Source organism: Gymnodinialimonas ulvae (assembly GCF_037543845.1).
Lineage (GTDB): Bacteria > Pseudomonadota > Alphaproteobacteria > Rhodobacterales > Rhodobacteraceae > Gymnodinialimonas > Gymnodinialimonas ulvae.
The window spans coordinates 609105-629343 of sequence record NZ_JBBIFX010000001.1; the positions used below are offsets into that span (position 1 = coordinate 609105).

17 protein-coding genes and 1 tRNA gene are annotated in these 20239 nt (G+C 63.3%); 6 read left to right on the forward strand and 12 right to left on the reverse strand.

Annotation, left to right across the window (positions count from 1 at the left end):
- Positions 1-61: 61 nt before the first annotated feature.
- The 4 genes from V8J83_RS02905 to gyrA form a co-directional block, all read right to left on the reverse strand.
- The gene (locus V8J83_RS02905; protein WP_339983310.1) at positions 62-820 is read right to left on the reverse strand and encodes a DoxX family protein; all 759 of its coding nucleotides are present in this window, start codon (positions 818-820) and stop codon (positions 62-64) included.
- Positions 821-1304: 484 nt separating this feature from the next.
- Positions 1305-1670 (reverse strand): DoxX family protein, encoded by a 366-nt coding sequence (locus tag V8J83_RS02910; RefSeq protein WP_339983312.1) that lies wholly within the window; start codon positions 1668-1670, stop codon positions 1305-1307.
- Positions 1663-1905 carry a MerR family transcriptional regulator gene (locus tag V8J83_RS02915; RefSeq protein WP_339983314.1) on the reverse strand — a complete coding sequence of 81 codons (243 nt, stop codon included), beginning with the start codon at positions 1903-1905 and terminating at the stop codon, positions 1663-1665. The genes V8J83_RS02910 and V8J83_RS02915 overlap by 8 nt, the downstream gene beginning before the upstream one ends.
- Before the next feature lie 3 nt (positions 1906-1908).
- A complete protein-coding gene (gyrA, locus tag V8J83_RS02920; RefSeq protein ID WP_339983316.1) occupies positions 1909-4689 on the reverse strand; it encodes a DNA gyrase subunit A in 2781 nt (926 codons plus the stop codon).
- A gap of 199 nt (positions 4690-4888) precedes the next feature.
- Here gyrA and V8J83_RS02925 point away from each other — a divergent pair, with 199 nt between their 5' ends.
- Positions 4889-5152: an usg protein gene (locus V8J83_RS02925; RefSeq protein ID WP_339983317.1), complete on the forward strand. Its 264-nt coding sequence runs from the start codon at positions 4889-4891 to the stop codon at positions 5150-5152.
- 50 nt (positions 5153-5202) lie between these two features.
- Here V8J83_RS02925 and ocd read toward each other — a convergent pair whose 3' ends face one another.
- Entirely contained in the window at positions 5203-6255 is a 1053-nt protein-coding gene (ocd, locus tag V8J83_RS02930) for an ornithine cyclodeaminase (RefSeq protein WP_339983319.1), read from the reverse strand.
- Positions 6252-7205: an arginase gene (gene rocF, locus V8J83_RS02935; protein WP_339983321.1), complete on the reverse strand. Its 954-nt coding sequence runs from the start codon at positions 7203-7205 to the stop codon at positions 6252-6254. Before rocF ends, ocd begins: the two co-directional genes overlap by 4 nt.
- A 100-nt stretch (positions 7206-7305) precedes the next feature.
- On the opposite strand from rocF, the gene V8J83_RS02940 reads away from it, so the two are divergent.
- Positions 7306-7740 (forward strand): Lrp/AsnC family transcriptional regulator, encoded by a 435-nt coding sequence (locus V8J83_RS02940; RefSeq protein WP_339983323.1) that lies wholly within the window; start codon positions 7306-7308, stop codon positions 7738-7740.
- Between the two features lie 14 nt (positions 7741-7754).
- On the opposite strand, the gene V8J83_RS02945 is transcribed toward V8J83_RS02940, so the two are convergent.
- Both V8J83_RS02945 and V8J83_RS02950 read right to left on the reverse strand, forming a co-directional pair.
- Positions 7755-8231 carry a disulfide bond formation protein B gene (locus V8J83_RS02945; RefSeq protein ID WP_339983325.1) on the reverse strand — a complete coding sequence of 159 codons (477 nt, stop codon included), beginning with the start codon at positions 8229-8231 and terminating at the stop codon, positions 7755-7757.
- Between the two features lie 25 nt (positions 8232-8256).
- The gene (locus tag V8J83_RS02950) at positions 8257-8871 is read right to left on the reverse strand and encodes an exopolysaccharide biosynthesis protein (RefSeq protein ID WP_339983327.1); all 615 of its coding nucleotides are present in this window, start codon (positions 8869-8871) and stop codon (positions 8257-8259) included.
- Positions 8872-9047: 176 nt separating this feature from the next.
- On the opposite strand from V8J83_RS02950, the gene V8J83_RS02955 reads away from it, so the two are divergent.
- Positions 9048-9132: transfer RNA gene (locus tag V8J83_RS02955), tRNA-Leu, on the forward strand.
- Between the two features lie 768 nt (positions 9133-9900).
- Positions 9901-13239, forward strand: coding sequence for a Hint domain-containing protein (locus V8J83_RS02960; RefSeq protein ID WP_339983329.1), 3339 nt, complete (start codon positions 9901-9903; stop codon positions 13237-13239).
- 112 nt (positions 13240-13351) lie between these two features.
- On the opposite strand, the gene V8J83_RS02965 is transcribed toward V8J83_RS02960, so the two are convergent.
- From V8J83_RS02965 to V8J83_RS02980, 4 genes are all read right to left on the reverse strand, one after another.
- Positions 13352-13939, reverse strand: coding sequence for a nucleotidyltransferase family protein (locus V8J83_RS02965; RefSeq protein WP_339983331.1), 588 nt, complete (start codon positions 13937-13939; stop codon positions 13352-13354).
- The gene (locus V8J83_RS02970; RefSeq protein ID WP_339983333.1) at positions 13936-16344 is read right to left on the reverse strand and encodes a GcvT family protein; all 2409 of its coding nucleotides are present in this window, start codon (positions 16342-16344) and stop codon (positions 13936-13938) included. Before V8J83_RS02970 ends, V8J83_RS02965 begins: the two co-directional genes overlap by 4 nt.
- A gap of 417 nt (positions 16345-16761) precedes the next feature.
- The gene (aroB, locus tag V8J83_RS02975; protein ID WP_339983334.1) at positions 16762-17874 is read right to left on the reverse strand and encodes a 3-dehydroquinate synthase; all 1113 of its coding nucleotides are present in this window, start codon (positions 17872-17874) and stop codon (positions 16762-16764) included.
- Positions 17871-18446 (reverse strand): shikimate kinase, encoded by a 576-nt coding sequence (locus V8J83_RS02980; protein ID WP_339985956.1) that lies wholly within the window; start codon positions 18444-18446, stop codon positions 17871-17873. Before V8J83_RS02980 ends, aroB begins: the two co-directional genes overlap by 4 nt.
- Before the next feature lie 137 nt (positions 18447-18583).
- Between V8J83_RS02980 and V8J83_RS02985 the strand changes: the two genes are divergently transcribed.
- Positions 18584-18718: a hypothetical protein gene (locus V8J83_RS02985; RefSeq protein ID WP_339983336.1), complete on the forward strand. Its 135-nt coding sequence runs from the start codon at positions 18584-18586 to the stop codon at positions 18716-18718.
- Positions 18719-18737: 19 nt separating this feature from the next.
- Positions 18738-20237, forward strand: a complete 1500-nt coding sequence (locus tag V8J83_RS02990) for a hypothetical protein (protein WP_339983338.1) — start codon at positions 18738-18740, stop codon at positions 20235-20237.
- Positions 20238-20239: the final 2 nt, after the last annotated feature.

Consider the following 20239-nt stretch of genomic DNA (forward strand, 5'->3'; position numbering starts at 1 on the left):
GTTCAACCTCCGCCCAGGTCCGGGTGTATGCAGCGCGGCCGCGATCGGCGGAATGGGTGGGCTATTCGCCTACGGCGACCCGGCGGCTTTCCGGGAACAGGCCATCGAGAATGCGGCCCTCCTGATCCACGACGAAGATGTTGTCGACGGGGTCTGTTTGAGCCTCGACCTCTGACCGGACCTCGGCATCGGGCCGGGTATGGGACCGGGACCGCAGGAAGGTGGCGGGCGCGTCGGGTTGCCGATGGTCAGAGAGATCTTCGACGGTTGCCTGCGCGGTCACGGCGGCTGCTTTGGCCCGGTCCACCGCCTGAAAGATATTGTGCATTTCGGGCTCTTCGCGCGGCATGCGCGGGGCAGGACGCGCGGTCATTTTGGTGGACGTGTCGATGTTGACCCGGCGCGGCGCCTTTGCAGTGTTGACGTCATTGCGCCGGGGACGCCGTTCCCAGATGACGTCGCCATAAAGCAGCATCAGACCGGCCACGAGTGCCAGATCGCTCCAGAACCGGGCGATGACGGATATATCGAAGGCCGCGATCACAGCCAGGGCACCGGCGTAGATCGTCATGAGGGACAGGACCATCGCACACAGACGCGTGGCGAGGCCGATCATGATCGAGACCGTCAGAAGGAACACGAGCCCGGCGGCAACACCATCCGCGCCAGATCCTGAGAGGAATGAAGAGAACAGGGCGGCGTAATCGACGCCCGGGATCAATTTCAATGCCACCGCGAGGAAATAGCTCGCGATCACAACACGCAGGGCAACATGGGCCCAAACATCGAAGCGGATACGATCCGCAGTACCAACACTCATTTACACAACCCCAACTGTAAACGCCCCAGCCCAGTCAGGTTACTCATTAACCGTTCGACAAACCGCGCCGCCCGGATACTAAATGCGCCACGAGTTGGGCGCACTTTTGCCTTAATTTAAGATGATTTGGCCGAGGATTATGGCGAGAATGTGATGCGATTTGGAAAAGATTGCGGCTGAACTGCGGCTTTTCCGCCTTAATTCGCAGCGGCGATTACGCGCGCTCTGAGGGGGCGGGACGAGGGAGAGCGGAAAGGTAAAGGAAAAACAGAAGGTTACGTTGTGTTTTTTGGGCGTCGGGTGCAGGTATCAGCATGGCTTCATGGTGGTGACCGAAATTGGGCAGGTTTTGGACACAATGCGTCTCCGCGCTTTGAGGCTCGGAGGAAGTTACCACATTTTTCGGTCGCAGCGCCTATAGAGGTCATATTTCCGCCGCAGCTTTAGCTGGCGCGCTGTGCCGATACCACCGGCGATCGCGCTGTCAGTCGCGGCGCAGGGCGAACCGACCGGGACCGTGGGCGGCGAGCAAAAGATAGCCGCCGGCGATCACCCAGTTTTTGAAGGCAATGGTCATTTGCCACGGGTCATCCATGAGGACGTGGAAGGTGCTGGTGACAACGCAATAGGCTGCGGCAAGGATCGCAAGGGGACGCGTGGCGAGGCCAAGGGCCAAACCGATCCCTGCGATGGCGGTAAACAGGGCTGCGGGCCAGATCAGCCAAGGGGGTAGCGACGCCAGAGCCAGCAGGGCCTGCGCCTCGGTCGGGGAGGCAAGCTTTTGGGCGGTGCCCGCGAACATCAAGGCTGCAAGCAAGAGACGCCCCGCAAGCGCAAGGGTGTCAGTCACGGTTTTCCAGCGCGGTTGCGATGCGCTCCTGCGCTGCGGATTGGCGCTTGGCCTCGGCCAGAAGGTCGGCTTGAAGGGCAACTTGCGCCTCTACAAGGTCAATCTGCCGCTTCATGAGTGAGGTGTACGAGCCGTCTTTGCCCGACCCCATGGCACGCACCATATAGATGCTGAACCCGATGAAACAGGCGATGAGCAGGATGAACGGCCACATGGAGATCAGCGCGTCAACCATCGCCTATTCCTCTGTGCCGCCATCTTCGCCGCCTTCGACCACCTCGGCGTCTTCGTCCCCCTGATCCGCGATATAGGCTACGGAAACGACTTCCTCGCCCTTGCCGGTGGTGAAGACCTTCACGCCTCCCGCCGACCGCGAGCGGAACGAAATGCCGTCGATCGGAACCCGGATGGATTGGCCCGTGGAGGTGGCCAGCATGATCTGATCGTCAAGATCCACGGGGAAGCTCGCCACCAGATCGCCGCCGCGCATGGCCTTGTCCATGGCCATCACGCCCTGACCACCGCGCCCACGCACGGGGTAGTCATGCGAGGACGACAGCTTGCCTGCGCCGCCCGAGGTGATCGTCAGGATCAGATCTTCGGAGGCGGACATCTCGGCATAGCGTTCCTGGCTCAGCTGACCCTCGGCGACGGCATCCTCGTCGGGGTCGGCCTCTTCCTCGGGCGCGCCGGCCATGAGGCGGCGTTGCTTGAGGTAGGCGGCCCGTTCCGACGCTTCGGCGTCGAAATGGCGGATGATCGACATCGACACGACCTCATCGCCCTCGGACAGCTTTACACCTCGCACGCCGGTTGACGCGCGCGAGTTGAAGACGCGCACATCCGTGGCCGGGAACCGGATCGCGCGGCCCTTCTTTGTCACGAGCATCACGTCGTCGTCGTTGGAGGCGATGCGCGCGTTGATCATGCGCCAGCCTTCGCTTTCGCCTTCGAATTTCATCGCGATCTTGCCGTTGCGCATGACATTGGCGAAGTCCGACAACGCGTTGCGGCGCACGGTGCCGCGGTCGGTGCAGAACACGACCTGCAATTCGTCCCAGTGATCCTCGTCGCGGTCCACGGGCATGATCGCGGCAATGCCGGTCCCGATTTCTATGGGCAGGATGTTCACAATGGCCTTGCCGCGCGAGCTGCGCGAGCCTTGCGGCAGGCGCCATGTCTTGAGCTTGTAAACCATGCCGCCGGTCGTGAAGAACAACAGCGGCGTGTGGGTGTTGGCCACGAACAGCGATGTGACCACGTCGTCGTCTTTCAACGAGCCGCCCGATACGCCCTTGCCGCCGCGCCGTTGCGCGCGGAAATCGGCCAGCGGCGTGCGTTTGATGTAGCCACCCTGGGTGATCGTCACGACCATATCTTCGCGTTCGATCAGGTCTTCGTCTTCCATGTCGCCGGACCAATCGACGATCTCGGTGCGCCGGTCGACGGCGAATTTTTCGCGCACTTCGGCGAGCTCCCCTGAGATGATTTCGAGGATACGGTCGCGCGAGGCGAGGATGGCGAGGAATTCCTTGATCTTGCCGGCAAGCTCTTCAAGCTCGTCGGTGACTTCCTTCACGCCCAGTTGCGTCAGGCGTTGCAGGCGCAGCTCAAGAATGGCACGGGCCTGCGTTTCAGAAAGGTTATAGGTGCCGTCGTCGTTGGCCTTGTGGGTCGGGTCGTCGATCAGTTTGATGAACGGCAGGATTTCCTCGGCGGGCCAGGCGCGGGTCATCAATTTGGCGCGGGCCTCGGGCGCGTCGGCAGAGGCGCGGATGGTGCGCACCACTTCGTCCACGTTGGACACGGCCACGGCCAGACCGCACAGCACATGGGCGCGGTCGCGGGCCTTGCGCAACTCGAACGCGGTGCGGCGGGCCACAACCTCTTCGCGGAAGTCGAGGAAGGCGGTGAGGAACCCGCGCAGGGTAAGCTGCTCGGGCCGTCCGCCATTGAGCGCCAGCATGTTGCACCCGAACGAGGTCTGCATCTGCGTGAAGCGGAAGAGTTGGTTGAGGACCACCTCGGGCGTCGCGTCGCGTTTGAGTTCGATCACCACGCGCACGCCGACCCGGTCGGATTCGTCCGCCACGCCCGAGATGCCGTCGACCTTCTTGTCGCGCACCAATTCGGCGATACGTTCGATCATCGAGGCCTTGTTCACCTGATAGGGGATCTCGTCGATGACGATGGCGTAGCGGTCCTTGCGGATTTCCTCGGTGCGGGTCTTGGCGCGGATGATCACCGAACCGCGGCCCTCAAGGTAAGCTTTGCGCGCGCCCGCACGGCCCAGAATGATGCCGCCGGTCGGGAAATCGGGGGCGGGGACGTATTCGATCAGCTCTTCGGACGACAGGTCCGGGTTCTCGATCAGCGCCTGACAGGCATCGATCACTTCGCCGAGGTTGTGGGGCGGGATGTTCGTGGCCATTCCGACCGCGATGCCGCCCGCGCCGTTGACCAGCATGTTGGGAAAGCGCGCGGGCAGGACGGAGGGTTCTTGCTGCTTGCCATCGTAATTGTCGACGAAGTCGACAGTTTCCTTGTCGATATCGGCAAGAATATAGGCGGCGGGCGCGTCCATGCGCACCTCGGTGTAGCGCATGGCGGCGGGGTTATCGCCGTCCATCGAGCCGAAATTGCCCTGTCCGTCCAGAAGCGGCAGCGACATGGAGAAGTCTTGCGCCATGCGCACCAGCGCGTCGTAAATCGCGCTGTCGCCGTGGGGGTGGTATTGGCCCATCACGTCGCCGACGGGGCGGGCGGATTTGCGGTAGGATTTGTCGTGGGTGTTGCCGGTTTCGTGCATCGCGAACAGGATGCGGCGGTGCACGGGCTTGAGCCCGTCGCGCAGATCGGGGATCGCGCGGGAGATGATCACGGACATGGCGTAGTCGATGAAGCTGGTCTTCATCTCCGCCGAAATGTCGATGGAGGGGCCGGAATGCTCGGGCCGCTCGGGCAGGGTTTGCCCGCCATCGCCGGGTGGGGGAGGGGTGGTGTCGGGAGTGTCGGTCACAATCTCGCCTGTCCGCTGTCTTTTTCGCTATATTTTGTTGTCGGCAGCATAGTCCGACGCGACATCGGGTGCAATGGTCGGGCGCGTTTTTGGCAGCGCCGCATCACGTTTGCTAACAAATTGTTTTCTTTGAGTATTAACGATTTCGGCGCAAGCTGAGACTCTGAAAGGGAGGGCAACACAAAAGAGGTGCCGCAAAATGACTGAGACCGAGTTGATGTTGAAAGGATACGGGCTGACCACGGCCGAGATGATTTACCGGATGCCGGATCATCAATCCGTGCTCAATACCTTCGTCTGGCAAGAGTATGACCTTGCCCCTGATTACCCGCGATTGTTCGAGTTCATCGAATTCTGGCACGAAGAGATCGAAGGCCCGCTGCACTGCGTGCGTTTCACCCACCGCAAGGTGATCGCGCCGGGCGAATGGCGCAATGTGACCGGGGAATTCACCCTGCACTGACGCCTGCCAAGCCGGCGTTGTGCGCATTCGAAAAGGATGCAGCGCGCGCGTTATGGTCGGGCGCGCTCGAGCATACCGAACAGGTCGCGCGGATCGTCGGGATCGGCCAGCATGTCGAGCCGGTCGAACATTGCGTGCCGCTCCAACGCGTCGCGCACGTAGCGCAGCGCGCTGAAATCCTCCGTCGCAAATCCGACCGAGTCGAACAGCGTGATCTGGCGCCCATCCACACGGCCCGCAGCCTCCCCACGGATGACCTGCCACAGCTCAGTCACCGGGTGGTCGGGATCAAGCGCCTGAATCTCGCCCTCGATGCGGGTTTGTGGCGGGTATTCCACGAAAATATCGGACCGTAGAAGGATATCGCGGTGCAGTTCCGTCTTGCCCGGACAATCGCCGCCGATGGCGTTCACATGCACGCCGCTGCCCACCATGTTGTCGGTCAGGATCGTGGCATATTGCTTGTCGGCGGTGCAGGTCGTGATGATCTGCGCGCCCTCAACGGCCTCTTCGGGCGAGGCGCAGGCAATGATGTCGAGGCCTGAGCCCGCCAGATTGTGTGTCGCTTTGGCCGTCGCGTCCGGGTCGATGTCGTAAAGCCGCACGGTGTCGATCCCGCAGATCGCCTTGAACGCGAGGCATTGGAATTCCGATTGCGCGCCATTGCCGATCATCGCCATGACCCGCGCGCTTTTGGGGGCAAGGTGGCGGGCGACCATCGCGCTGGTCGCGGCGGTGCGCAAAGCGGTCAGGACCGTCATTTCCGACAAAAGCACTGGATAGCCCGTGTCGACATCGGCCAGAAGCCCGAAGGCCTGCACCGTTTGCAGCCCGTCGCGGGTGTTCTTGGGGTGGCCGTTGACGTATTTGAAAGCGTAATGCGTGCCATCGGACGTGGGCATCAACTCGATCACGCCGTCGGGCGAATGGGCTGCGACGCGTGGGGTCTTGTCGAAAAGCTCCCAGCGTTTGAAATCGGCCTCGATGGCATCGGCCAGCTCACATAGCATCCGTTCCAAACCGATCGCATGGATCAACGCCATCATGTTGGCGACGGACACGAAGGGCACAAAGGCGCGCTCGGACGGGGCGGGAAGTGTCATGCGGCAAATCCTGAGACAAAGGTGCGGGTCGGGCGGTCGAAGATTTTACGCCCCATGAGCGACGCGGTCAGCTCTACCATCAGCGACGCGGTGCGGCCGCGTTCGTCGAGAAAGGGGTTGAGTTCCACCAGGTCGAGCGATGTGACCAATCCGCTTTCGTGCAGCATCTCCATCACCAGATGCGCCTCGCGATACGTCGCGCCGCCAGGCACGGTGGTGCCGACCGCCGGCGCAATGGCAGGGTCAAGGAAGTCGACATCGAAGGAGACATGCAACGCGCCCCCGGCGGCGGCGACCCGGCCGAGAAAGGCGCGCAGCGGGGCGGCGATGCCGTGTTCGTCGATGGACCGCATGTCGTGTAGATCCACGGGCAACCCCTCGAGCGCCGCGCGCTCGGGCGGATCGACGGAGCGCAGGCCCATCATGCAAACGTTTTCGACCGGGATCGGCGCGGGGGCATCGGGGAAGGCGTCAAAGCCTGGCTGGCCGGTGACATAGGCCACGGGGCAGCCATGCAGATTGCCCGATGTCGTTGTCTGGGGCGTGTTGAAATCGGTGTGCGCGTCGAGCCACAGCAAGAATTGCGGGCGACCCGCGCGCGCGGCATGGGCCGCGACACCCGCGACACTGCCCATCGACAGGGCGTGATCGCCGCCCAGAAAGATCGGAAACCCACGGCCCATCGCATCTTCTGCGGCGCGCATCAGGGCGCGGGTCCAGCCGATGGTCTGGGGCAGGGCGTGAAGGTGGGGGTCTTCGGGCAGGTCGACGGGATCGGGGCTGGTATTGCCTGCGTCGTGGACTGTGACGTCGAGCGCGCGCAAGGCCTCTGCCAGGCCCGCAACGCGAAACGCGTCGGGGCCCATCAGGCAGCCTTGGCGCGCCTTGCCGCAATCCACGGGGGCGCCCACCAGAATGCAATCGCGGTCCATGAGGTGATCCTTTTCCATCTTGGTCGATGCAGAGTTCGTGCAAATCGAGATAGTTTGAAGAGGGCAATTTGTACGATATGTGTGATGATGTGCCGAAATGCAGTTAAAAGGTTTCAGTATGGACAGGATGGATCGCGATCTTTTGGCGGCCTTGCGCCGGGACGGGCGGGCGGCGTTATCGGATCTGGCCGCGACGCTTGGCGTGAGCCGGGCCACGATCCGGGCGCGGATCGAGAAGCTTGAAACGCGCGGGATCATCCGCGGCTACACCGTCCAGACCGCGCAAGACCTTATGGATGCGCCCGTGCGCGGGTTGATGATGTTGGCGATTTCCGGGCCAGGGGCCGAGAGGGTGATGCACCGCCTGACGGGCAATCCGGCGGTCAAACAGGTGCATTCGACGAATGGCAAATGGGATCTGATCGTTGAAATCGGGACCGAGACGTTGGAAGATCTGGATCGCGTGCTGTTCGATATTCGCCGCCTCGAGGGGGTTGAGACGTCGGAGACGAGCCTGATGCTGAATACGCGCAAAGGCGGGCGGCGCGCGTAAGGTCTGCGCGCCGATCAGGCCGCGCGCCTGGCGGCGGCGACCCAGATCGCCATCAGTACAAGACAGGCCAGACCATTCCATGATGCCATGCTGAGGCCGAAAACCTCCCACGCGACCTCGTTGCACAAGACAAGTTGCGGGCCGGAGGTCGTGTCGAACAATTCCTCGACGCTGAGCGATCCGAGGTCTTGCGCGGCGGAGGCGCCGCAGACCTGTGGCCCGTCCCACCATGCGCGCTCCACGCCCGTGTGCAGCAGGGCAAGGCCCGCGCCGACCAGGGCGCTGCCCGCGCCGAGCCATGCGATAATGGCTTTGGGGAAAACGAGGCCAACGGCGGCCAGCGCAATCGCCACGCGATGCGGCCAGCGTTGCCACAGGCACATCACGCACGGCAGCAGGCCTTCGACATATTGGAAATAGAGCGCCCCCAAAAACAGCGCGAGCGAGCCCGCGCCTGCCAGTGCCATCAGGTGTCGGCGGGTGAGTGTCATTGTCCGGCCATCGCGTGCTTCGCTCTCAAAACCCGATCCAGCCCCGGACGACGCTGATCAAGGACGCGCCTGCAAAAACCAGCGACGCAATCCATGCGGTGCCGAGGATCGCCCCCAGGATCACGAGGATCCCATCGCGTTGCAACAAGCCCATGGCCACCACAACCACTGCAAAGCCCGGCACGGTGTTGGTCAACGGGATCGGCAACAGGATGGAGGCGCTGAACACAACAAGCGCGACGCCCACGGCCCGATCAAGCGGCTTGCGGGTCAGCGCCACAAGGCGCGGTTTGCTGATCGCTTCGATACGGCGCAGCCAGGGGCCGGCGCGGCTGGCGAGGTTGGCAAGGCTTTCGCTTGATACGGTACGGTTGCCCAGACGTGCGGGCAGCCACGGCGCGCTGCGCCCGATCAGGATTTGCGCGGAGATGAACATCAACGGCAGCGCCACAACCTGCGGAACCCCGTAGAGGAACGGGATACAGCAGGGCAGAGCGAGCACCAGAAGGAACAGGCCGAATGCGCGCTCGTGCAATTGCTCAAGGATCCAGAACAGCGTCACAGCCTCGCCCTCGGCGTCCTGCGCGAGATCGCTCAAGCGCTGGGAAATCGCGCGCGCTTCATCGGGTTGGGCCGTCATGCCGTGTCGTCTCCTGTGCGGGGCGTGGACCGGAATGGGCCAGAACCGTTCGGCGCACCGCGTAGCAAATCCAGCCGCCGCCGACCAGCGTGCGGAACGGCAAATGTGCGAGGGCGTCTTCGGCGTGAATTTGGACTGGACGGCTTGGGGCGGCTTCGCTAGTCAGGCCCACGTTGGCCCGAGTGGCGGAATTGGTAGACGCAGGGGATTCAAAATCCCCCGCCGCAAGGCTTGTCGGTTCGAGTCCGACCTCGGGTACCAGCCCTCCGTAAATATGACATGCGAGATCTGTCTTTGCCCTTTTGGGGCACCGGCATTCGCGGGCAATGCCGATTCGTCCCAATTCCGGTTCGGAACGTGGTGCAGGGCTGTTTGAGGTTGTCGATGCGCGGCCAAATCGGACCATTTCATTTGTGACTTTTTCAAGAAGTCACGACAAACTGTTTCCAGGGTCAACGCGATTGATTGTCCTCATTTGCGGGACAATGCCCCTTGCGCACAAAAACGCAGCTTCCGCAAAACCTCAATCGCGCGCAACGTAGACAGGTGGGAGGCGCCTTCCGGTCTATGGCACGGGTCCGCCCTTGGTGCCGATCCCGAAACAATCGGCCATGCCGTGGCCCTGCCACCGGGCCAGGTTCGACGGGTTTTTGCCCCATTTCTGACGCATAGGACGAAAATTTTTCTTCAATTGTGCCGAGTTTCCGGTATCCCTTGGTCAGCCCCACTGGGGGGCGATGTCTGCAAATAGGCCACGGGGGCGGCCGCACACGGTTGATCGCACAAGTGTACGTGCGAGAGAGGTGTTGCCGTTGTATCCGGGCCCGTATGGCCCACACGAGTAACGAGTATTTCACGCCCTTCTCGGGTGTGTAACGGCTGCCTGTTGCGGATCTGTGCTCCGCCCTCTCTTCCTAGTCTGGATCACGTCTGCGGTCGCCCTCAAGCTTGGGTGCCGTCGCCATCAGCGGGTCTTTGTTCTGCGCCTGTGCGCGCGTCGATCTCGGGTCGGCCCAAGGAGTGTGCGAGATGACATCCGTGATCGATTTCGACACATTCGCCCTGGGTGGCGCGGCCAGCACGGTGTTGCGCAGTGACGGTATTCTTGTCGTAGCGTCGCGGGGCGCGGAGCAGGTGCTTGCGTTCGAGCGCGCTTGCAATGTGCAATCCATGGGCTTCCGCGATGTCGCGCAACCGGGGACGCTTCGGCTTTTTTCCGGCACCGGCGATCTGTTGGAGGCGCGCGATATCCTGGCGACCGGCGCCAATTCCGAAAGCACCGTTGTTCTGAACGCGACAAACGTGACCCGGGTCGAGGTTGCGTTGCCGGGCGCGGGCCGGATCACAACGCTTGAATTGGAAGCGACGGCGATTCCCCCCGATTTCATCGTGGAAGGCGGTTCGGGCGACGATCTGATTGATTCCGCCTATGACGGCGACCCGCAAGGCGACCGCATCGACGCGCGCGACAATGCCGACCGTACCAACGACGACGACGTCTTGGCCGGTGCGGGCGACGACACGGTCGATGGCGCTGCGGGGGATGATGTGCTCGACGGGATGACCGGCGATGACCTGATCCTTGGCGGGTCTGGCAGTGACGTGGGCCTCGGCGGGGCCGGGGACGACACGCTTTTCGGTGACAGTGGCACACAGGACAATGGGGCGGTTCGGGAGGTATTTCAGTGGAGCCTCGGCCCTGCCGATGCGCGCGACTTCAGCCAGAATACCGGAAACGTCACGGTGGCCTTCTTTGAGGTGAACGGCGGCGCCAGCGACAACATCTCGACCGAGACGCAGTTGGTGGATGGGATCGACACGGGCGGCGCGCCGGCCGATGTGACCTCATCGCTCGACAGCGAGACGGGCGGGCAGGGCAATTCCGACACCTACACGCTCGATTTCTCTGATCCGGTCGAAAACATGTCGTTCCGGATCAATGATGTCGATGGCGACGGCCTGGTGACCATTCGCGCATTCCATGCCGATGGCAGCCCCGTGGATGTGGCGTTGGTCGCAGGCTCGGACGTGACCCTGCGCGACACCGATGGGGACGGCCAGGTCGATACCGCCGATAGCGATGGCGGCTATTTGTCGGACACTGCGGAGGCCTATTCCGTCCTTGTGACGATCCCGGGCCCGGTGTCACGGCTCGAGCTGTTTCACACGCAGAACGGCCCCGGAAATTCGGGCATCAACGTGACCGATGTCTATTTCGACGTGCCCGGCGTGCTGCCGTTGGAGGGTGCGGGGGGCGACACGCTTCTGGGCGGGGACGGCGACGATGTGATCCGCGGCGAAGGGGGCAACGATAGCCTTCTTGGCGGTGCCGGGGCGGATGTGATCGACGGCGGGGCGGATGCCGACACGATCGTGGGCGGCACGGATGGCGACGTCGTGGATGGCGGTACGGGATCTTCCGCGCCGGGCGATGCAAATGACGACGATATTCTGGACCTGAGCGGCGACGGGCCGTTCCGGGTGATCAATGAGACACTGGACGCGGACGGCAATTCCACCTCCGGGACGGTTGAGTTTCTTGATGCGTCCAGCGGCGATGTGACCGGAACGCTGGCGTTCACGGAAATCGAGACGATTCTGGGCAATCGGATCGAAGACGGCGTCGAGGTTGTGGCCGCCGACAATGCCTTCACCCTGGACGAGGATGACCCGCCCGGCGGCGTGGAGGGCAACGTCCTGTCCAACGACAGCGCACCCGCCGATACAACCCTTCGCGTAGTGTCGGTCAGCAACGGAACCGATACGGCCAGCGTGTCTGATCCCTTTGGCCGCCTTGGTCAGGGGATGGTGGTCAGCGGCGACAATGGCGGTGTGATCCGGATCAACAATGGCGGCAACGTCCTGTTCAATGCCAATGGGGATTTCGAAGGCCTGGCCGGGGGCGAGAGCACGACGACCTCCGTCACCTACACGATTTCCGATCGGGCAGGCAGCACGGATACCGCAACCGTCACCTTTACCGTCACTGGGGTAAACGACGCGCCCGATGCAGTGGATGACGGCGATGTCACGGATTTCGAGACCGCAGTCGTGATTGACCTTTTGGCCAATGACACCGATCTGGATGGCGACACTTTGAGTGTGACGTCGGCCAGCGTGCCAAGTGTTCAGGGCTCCCTCGAAGACCTTGGCGGCGGGGCTTATCGGTTCACGCCTGCCGATGGGTTCGAGGGCGTTGCCGTTGTCTCCTACGCCATTTCGGACGGCAATGGCGGCACCGATAATGCGGCCCACGTTGTGCAGGTCAACGCCGACCCCACGCCCGCCGATGGCATCGTCGATGGCGAGGATTTCGCCGAAACTATGGGTCCGGGCTACAACGATGCGAACCTGCCAAGCGATGGTGGCGGCGATCAGATCGACGGCGACGACGGGCTGGATGATGTGATAGCTGGCAATGGTGGCGACGACACCATTGACGCCGGGCTTGGCGATGACGTCGTGCGGGGTGGCGACGGTGACGATCTGCTGCTTGGCGGGCAGGGGGCTGATCGCCTGGACGGCGGGGACGGTGACGATGTCTTCGATTTCGATGCGGGGCAGGACGGCGCCGGTGACACCATTGTCGGCGGGGAGGATGTTGATAGCGGAGATCGCGATAAGCTTGACCTGAGCGGTTCGGGGCCGCTTCGCGTGATCTTTGATGACAGCGTCGATCCAACCGGAACGCCGGGCGAAGCGGGGACGGTGATCTTCTACACCGACACCACGCAGACCGAAGTAGCGGGCCGTCTAACGTTCCGCGAGATCGAAAATGTCGTGCCCTGCTTTACGCCCGGCGCGATGATTGCGACGCCACGGGGGGAGTTGCCGGTCGAAAACCTGCGCGTCGGCGACAAGGTGATTACCCGCGACAATGGCATTCAGGAGATCCGTTGGACCGGCAAGCGCACGCTGACCCGGATGGAGCTGGCCGATCACCTCAACACAAAACCGATCTTCATCAAGGCGGGTGCCTTGGGTCAGGATCTTCCGGAACGTGACATGCTGGTCAGCCCGCAACACCGGGTGCTGATCGCCGGCGAAACACCGCAGCTCTATTTCGAGGAGAGCGAGGTTTTGGTGGCTGCCAAGCATCTGGTCGGACGGCAGGGCATCGGCATCATGGATACACTGCGTGCAACGTATATTCATTTCATGTTCGACCGCCACGAGGTCGTGCTTTCGGACGGCGCATGGACAGAAAGCTTCCAGCCGGGTGATCAATCCCTTGGCGCCTTGGCATCGGACAGCCGGGACGAGATCATTGCGCTGTTCCCCGAGCTTGCCACCCGCAGCGGGCTAACCAATTACGCGGCCGCGCGCCGCGCGCTTAAGGCACATGAGGCGACGCTTTTGCATCTCTGATTGTGCCTGGGGACCGCGTGTTGCTCGCACCGCGCGCGGTCCCAACCACTCTGCAGCCTGGGCGGTCCGTTTCTTGGGGAAACGAACCGCCCTATTTGCGTGTAGGGGGCATCTATCGGTTGGTCTTTACCCGCCAGGCCGCCCAATCCTCGGGAGTGTCGAGGTCGATCAAGGCCCGTCTGTCGGCCAGCGGGATCAGGGCCACGTCACGCGCATGCGCTTGCAGGATCGATCTGGCCCCTTCGTCGCCTTGCAGCTTTGCCAAATGTTTCAGGTATTTGGCCGCGAAGACCACTGGCTGGCCGGGTTGTCCGTCGGCGCTCGCCGCTTGCACGATCGGGCTGAGGTTTTGGGCGGCAAGCCCCAGAAGAAGGTGCAGGTCGGAGGCCGTGATCTCCGGCATATCCGCCAGCACGATCATCACCGCGCGGGCTTTGACGCCGTGCACACCGGCCCGGATCGACGCGGCCATGCCGTCGGTGTCCGCCGCTTCGACGATCTCCAGAGACAGGTCCTCAATGGCCGCGCGCCGCGCCGTTTGGCCTGGCCCCAGCACCACGCGCGTGTCTCCCGCCTTGACGCAGCGCTCGGCCATCAGACGCAGCAGCGGCATGCCGTCCACCTCCTCCATCAGCTTGTCTGCGCCGCGCATACGGGTCGAGCCGCCAGCGGCGAGCAACACGATCATAGGCGCGCTCATGCCCGCATCCTCGCGCCATCGGCATCAAAAAGCGGCTCGGTGACAAGCCGCGCCGGGCGCCTGCCGCCAAGGATCTCTATTTCGACCTCCAGGCCCGCAACCGCTTGATCGGACGGCACAAATCCAAGGGCGATGCTTTTGTCGGCATGGTGGGAATAGCCGCCCGAGGTGCAAAACCCTTTCACCTGTCCGCCGATCCAGATCGGTTCATAGGCCACGACATCTGCGTCATCTGCGTCCACCTCGAAGGCGGCGAGGATGCGGTCGGGCGGCACCGCGCGTTCGGCCTCCACCGCCGCGCGCCCGATGAAATCCGCGTTCTTCTTCCACGAGATGAAGCGGTCCAAGCCGGTCTCGGCGGGCGTGTAATCGGGTGAAAACTCTCGCATCCACGACCCGAAAAATTTGTCGAGGCGCAATGACATCATCGCTCGCATGCCAAAGGGGGCCATGCCCATCGGCGCCCCTGCGGTCCAGATCACGTCCCAAAGCGCGCGCTGCTCCATCGCGTCGACGTAGATCTCGAAGCCGAGATCGCCGGTATAGCTGACGCGCTGCACGATGGCGGTCGAGCACCCTATGGTCAGATGGCGCACGTCCATGAACCTCATGTCGCTGACCTCTTCGCGGGCCACGGCCTGAAGAACGTCGCGCGCCAGGGGGCCGGCAATCTGGAACCCCGTGCGGCGGTCGGAGAGGTTTTCGACTCTGACCCCGTCTTCCTTGTGCTGGTCGAACCAGCGCATGTGAAAATCCTGCGCGCCGTAGGAGCCGGTCAGAAGGAACTCGGTGTCGTTCAGGCATGTGATTGTGAAGTCGCCAATAATCCGTCCGCGCGGCGAAAGCATCGGGCTCAGCGACAGGCGACCGGGCGGCGGGATGCGCCCCGCCATGATCCGGTCGAGCCATGCACGCGCACCCGGCCCCGTGACGTTGTATTTGCCGAAATTCTGCACCTCGTTGATGCCGACCGCCCCACGCACCGCGGCCACTTCGCGCGCGGTGGCGGCGAATGCATTGGAGCGCCGAAACGACGGCGTCTCATAGCGGTCTTCGCCGGGATGCGCGAAATAATTGGGCACCTCAAGGCCGAATTGCTGCCCCCAGACGGCGCCCATCTGGTCGAACACATCATACATGGGCGTGGTGCGGAACGGGCGCGCGGCGGGCAGTTCTTCGTTGGGATAAACCACGGAAAAGCGCGTCTGATAATTCTCGATGACCTTGGGCAGGGTGTAGCCGGGTGTCAGGATGCGGCCAAAGCGGGCCACATCCATCGCCATCACGTCGCGCGCGGGCTCGCCCTCGATCATCCATTGCGCAAGGCTCAAGCCGACGCCGCCGCCCTGACTGAAGCCTGCCATGACGCCACAGGCCGACCAATAATTGCGCAGGCCGGGAACGGGGCCCACCAACGGATTGCCATCGGGGGCAAAGGTAAAGGGGCCGTGGATGACCGATTTGATGCCCGCGCGTTCCAGCACGGGGAATCGTTTGAAGGCAAACGCGATCGAGTCGGTGATCTTGTCGAAATCATCGGGCAGCAATTCGTGCCCGAAGTCCCATGGCGTGCCATCCACGGCCCAGGGGCGGCAGGTTTTCTCATAAAACCCGATGCACAGCCCGCGCCCTTCCTGCCGCAGATAACTTTCGCCTGCGGGGTCCATCACATGCGGGTGCTCGGTCGCGCGTTCGTAGATTTCCGGCGTCTCTTCGGTCACCAGATATTGGTGTTCCATCGGGTGAAGCGGCAGGTAACAGCCGGCCATCGCCGCCACTTCCCGCGCCCAGAGGCCTGCCGCGTTCACCACATGCTCGGCCACCAGAGCGCCTTTGTCGGTGACGATCTCCCACGTTCCATCCACACGAGCATTGGTCTCCAACACCTTGGTATGAATGTGAATTTCGGCGCCACCCATACGCGCGGCCTTGGCATATGCATGGGTCGTGCCGGAGGGGTCGAGGTGTCCGTCCAGTGGGTCGTAAAGCCCGCCAAGCACGCCGTCAGTGTTGGTGATCGGGGCCAGCGCCTTGATCTCGTCGGGGCCAATGATCTCGGTTTCCAGCCCCATGAAGCGGTGCTTGGCGCGCTCGGCCTTGAGCATATCCAGCCGTTCGGGCGTGTCGGCCAGTGTCACACCGCCCACATGGTGCAGCCCGCACGACAGGCCGGTGAGAGCCTCCAGCTCTTTGTAGAGGCGGATCGTGTAGCCCTGAAGGGCGGCCATGTTGGTATCGCCGTTGAGGGTGTGAAAACCGCCCGCTGCGTGCCAGGTGGAGCCGCTGGTCAGCTCGGATCGCTCCAACAGCGTCACGTCCGACCAGCCCAGTTTCGTCAGGTGATAGGCCACCGAACAGCCGACGACGCCGCCGCCGATGATGCAGACACGGGTGTGGGATTTCATGGACGGCCCTCGGGTTGGTTTTCCGCGCATCTGAAGGCGGGACGCGGCGCGGGGCAAGCCGGAAAGCGACACGGATGATCCAGATCAAGGTGGAAATGGGCGACGGGCGTTAACCTTGGTTAATTCTTGTAGAGGAGCGGATGTTTTGCGGGGTCTGAGGGTCATTGCTGCCACCGCTGTGGTCGGGGTCATCGCCACGGGCGCAGTCGCGCAGGCCGTGTCGAGCCCGGTCGGCACCCTGATGAGCCCTGAAAATATCGAAGGTTTCTGGGATGTTGTGGACCGTCTGCGAGATGACGATCCGGTGGTTCAATATGTCTATTGCTGCCGGGTGTGTCGGACGGGATACGCCTGCGGGAACTCGTGCATTAGTCGCAGCTACCGTTGCCACCAACCGCCCGGATGCGCCTGCAACGGCTAAAGCGCGGACAAACGCTCGGCCAGAAGGGTGTGGACCGTCTCGGACGGCACATCCGCCGTCACGAACGCCGCGCCGATGCCGCGTGCGAGGATGAAGCGCAACTGACCCGCAACGACCTTTTTGTCCTGCGCCATCAGGGCGAGAAGCGCATCGGCATCGGGGAGGTTGCCGGGAATGTCGGCGAGATCGCGTTTCATGCCCATCTGGGCCAGATGCGCGCGCACGCGGCTTGGATCTTCCTGCGCACAAAGGCCAAGGCGCGCGGACAGCTCGAACGCCAGCGCACATCCGATGGCCACCCCCTCGCCATGCAGCAGGCGGTCGGAATAGCCGGTCGCAGCCTCCAACGCGTGGCAGAACGTGTGGCCAAGGTTCAAAAGGGCGCGGTCGCCTTGTTCCGTCTCGTCGCGTGCCACGATATCGGCCTTCATCTGGACTGAGCGTCGCACGGCCTCTTGGCGTAGCGCGGCATCATCGGCCAGCGCGGGTCCGTTGACCTCAAGCCAGTCGAAGAAATCCGCGTCGCCAAGCAACCCGTATTTCGCAACCTCTCCGTAGCCCGCAAGAAAATCACGCGCCTCAAGGGTGCCAAGCACGTCGATATCGGCCAACACAAGCGAGGGTTGATGGAACGCCCCGATCAGGTTCTTGCCTTGGGCGGCGTTGATCCCGGTCTTGCCGCCAACCGAGCTGTCGACCTGCGCCAGAAGCGAGGTGGGCACTTGCACAAAGCGAATGCCGCGGCGGTGGATGGCGGCGGCAAAGCCCACAAGATCGCCAATCACGCCGCCCCCGAAAGCCACGACAATATCGCGGCGTTCGACCTTTTCAGTCAAAAGCCAGTCGGCCACGCGCTGCAGGTGGGGCCAGGATTTCGTCGCCTCGCCGGGGGGCAGGATCAGGGTGTCGTGGGCGACGTCAGCCGCCTCCAATCCATTCTGAAGGGCAGACAGGTGCAGCCTGGCGACGGTTTCCTCGGTGACGATCCAAACCTTCGGCCGGTCCAGAAGCGGCGCGATCTGCGCACCGGCGGAGGCCACAAGGCCCTGTCCGATGCGTACGTCATAGCGCCGCGCGCCCAAGGGCACCGATACGGTTTGGGTCTTCATTCGGCGCGGGCCCCCGTTGTCACCGTGCCGGTGGCGCGCAGGATCATCATCACGGCATCTGCGGTCTGGTCGATGGACCAATGCGGCGCAACGCGGACCTTGTGCGGGGCCAGCGCGTAGGCTGGTGTGCGCGCCTCCAGCAATTCGGCCAGGGTCGCCTTGGGGTCCGATGTGCGCAGCAAAGGGCGGTGAGATTTGTGTTTGACGCGCGACCATAGCAGATCGAGATCGGCCTCCAACCAGACCACGCTGGCCTTCGCGGTCAGCATTGCGCGGTTCACCTCAGACAACCATGCCCCGCCGCCCGTCGACAGGATGCACGGCGGCCCTTGGAGCAGGCGGGCGATCACCTGCCCTTCTTTCTCGCGAAAAAATGCCTCGTCGTATTTGTCGAATATCTCGGCGATGGAGAGCCGCGCGGATTTGACGATCTCGGCATCGGAATCGCGCAACTCCACGTTCAGCGTGGCCGCCAGCGCCCGCCCGATCGCGGTTTTGCCCGCCCCCATCATGCCCACCAGCACGACGGATCGCGTCAGCCGCATTTCGCCCTGTGGCACGCTTTCGCCCATCACCGAAAAATTTGCCTCCTGAAGTGGCGAAATCCCGCCGTCCATGGCTTATATGGAAAACACGGCGGCGGCAAACGCCTCGGGGTTTGCGCAAGCACGCGCAAGGGCAGGGAACAAAACGGGGTCCGGGCGCAGGCATGGGACGTATTATCATCACGCTGATTTTGCTCGGACTTCTCGGGTTCCTTGGGCTGCTCGGGTATGCCTATTCCGGTTTTTTGCAGCCCGATGTCGAGACGGTCACGCAACCGGTGACGTTGGATGTGGACTAGCGCTCGGGCCATTTTCTGCTTGGCATTGCTTGCCGGTCCGGCGGCCGCGCAGCAGGCGGATATCGACCTTTCGGGTTTGCCGGAACTGGGCACGCCGGATTGGCTGTCGGATGCGATCACGCGGCCCCATGCCAACGTGGCCTCCGATGCGTCTGTCCCGGAAATCACCGTCTTGCCGCTCGATACGATCCAGTTGGATGCTGTCGGACTCTTGCCGGCCACGATCACCGGCCTGCCGCGCGGATTGTGGGGCAATTCCGACATCGAGACGCTGGCGCGGTTGATGCGCGGCCAACCGGTGCAGGGCCTGCCAGCGATGCAGGCCTTCACCGAAGTGCTCGCCCTTGCCGAGCTTGACCCGCCGCGTGATGCCCCGCCTGAAGGCTCGGACCTGTTCGTGGCGCGGCTGGACATGTTGCTCGACCGCGGCGCATTGGACCCGGCTCAGGCCTTGATGGAGCGGGCGGGCCCGACCCAGCCCGACCTCTTTCGGCGCTGGTTCGATGTTTCGCTTTTGACGGATCATTCCGACCGGGCCTGCGCGACGATGAATGCCAACCCCGATATTGCGCCGACCTTTCCGGCGCGCATCTTCTGTCTGGCGCGCGGCGGCGATTGGTCGGCGGCGGCCCTGTCGCTTGGCACCGGAGAAGCGCTGGGGCGAATTACCGAGGATGAAGGCGATTTGATTGCTCGGTTCCTTGACCCGGAATTGTTCGAAGATGAACCGCCCCTGCCACCCGATCCGACGCTGACCCCGTTGGAATTCCAGATGCGCATGGCCATCGCGCAACGCCCCGATATGACCGGACTGCCGTTGGCGTTTCTCTACGCCGATCTCTCGCCGCTGGCAGGGTGGCGTGCGCAACTGGACGCGGCCGAACGCCTGACCCGGTCGGGCGCGATTGCGCCGCAGGAATGGATCGCGATCTACACGTCGCAATCTCCCTCGGCCTCTGGTTCGATCTGGGACCGTGTGGCGGCGGTGCAGGCGTTGGACGCGGCGCTTCTGGCGGGCGATCCGGTGGAAACCTCGCGCCGGTTGCCGCCGGCGTGGGCCGCGATGCAGGAGGCCGGGCTGGAAGTGGCGTTTGCCGACATATATGGCGAGCGGCTGTTGCGGATGCCGTTGGTGGGTGAGGCCGGGATCCTCGCGCGGCGGGTGGGTCTTTTGTCGCCGATATATGAACAGGTGGCGCAATCGGCCGTGGCGCAGGATGAGACCGAGCGTTTCGCGCTGGCCATCGCGCGGGGCCTGCCGCCTGAGGCCACCAACAGTCCTCTTGACCGCGCGATTGCCGCGGCGTTTGCGCGGGATTTGCCACCGCATCGCTACAGTCTGTTCCTGGAGGACGATCGTTTGGGCGAGGCACTTTTGCGCGCGGCGCTTGTCCTGGCGCGGGGTGGGACGGAAAGTGATGTCGATGACCTGACCGATGCGCTGGCGCTGTTCCGGGTCGCGGGCCTTGAAGACGTCGCACGCCGAACCGCGTTGCAATTGTATCTGCTGCGGGTCTGACC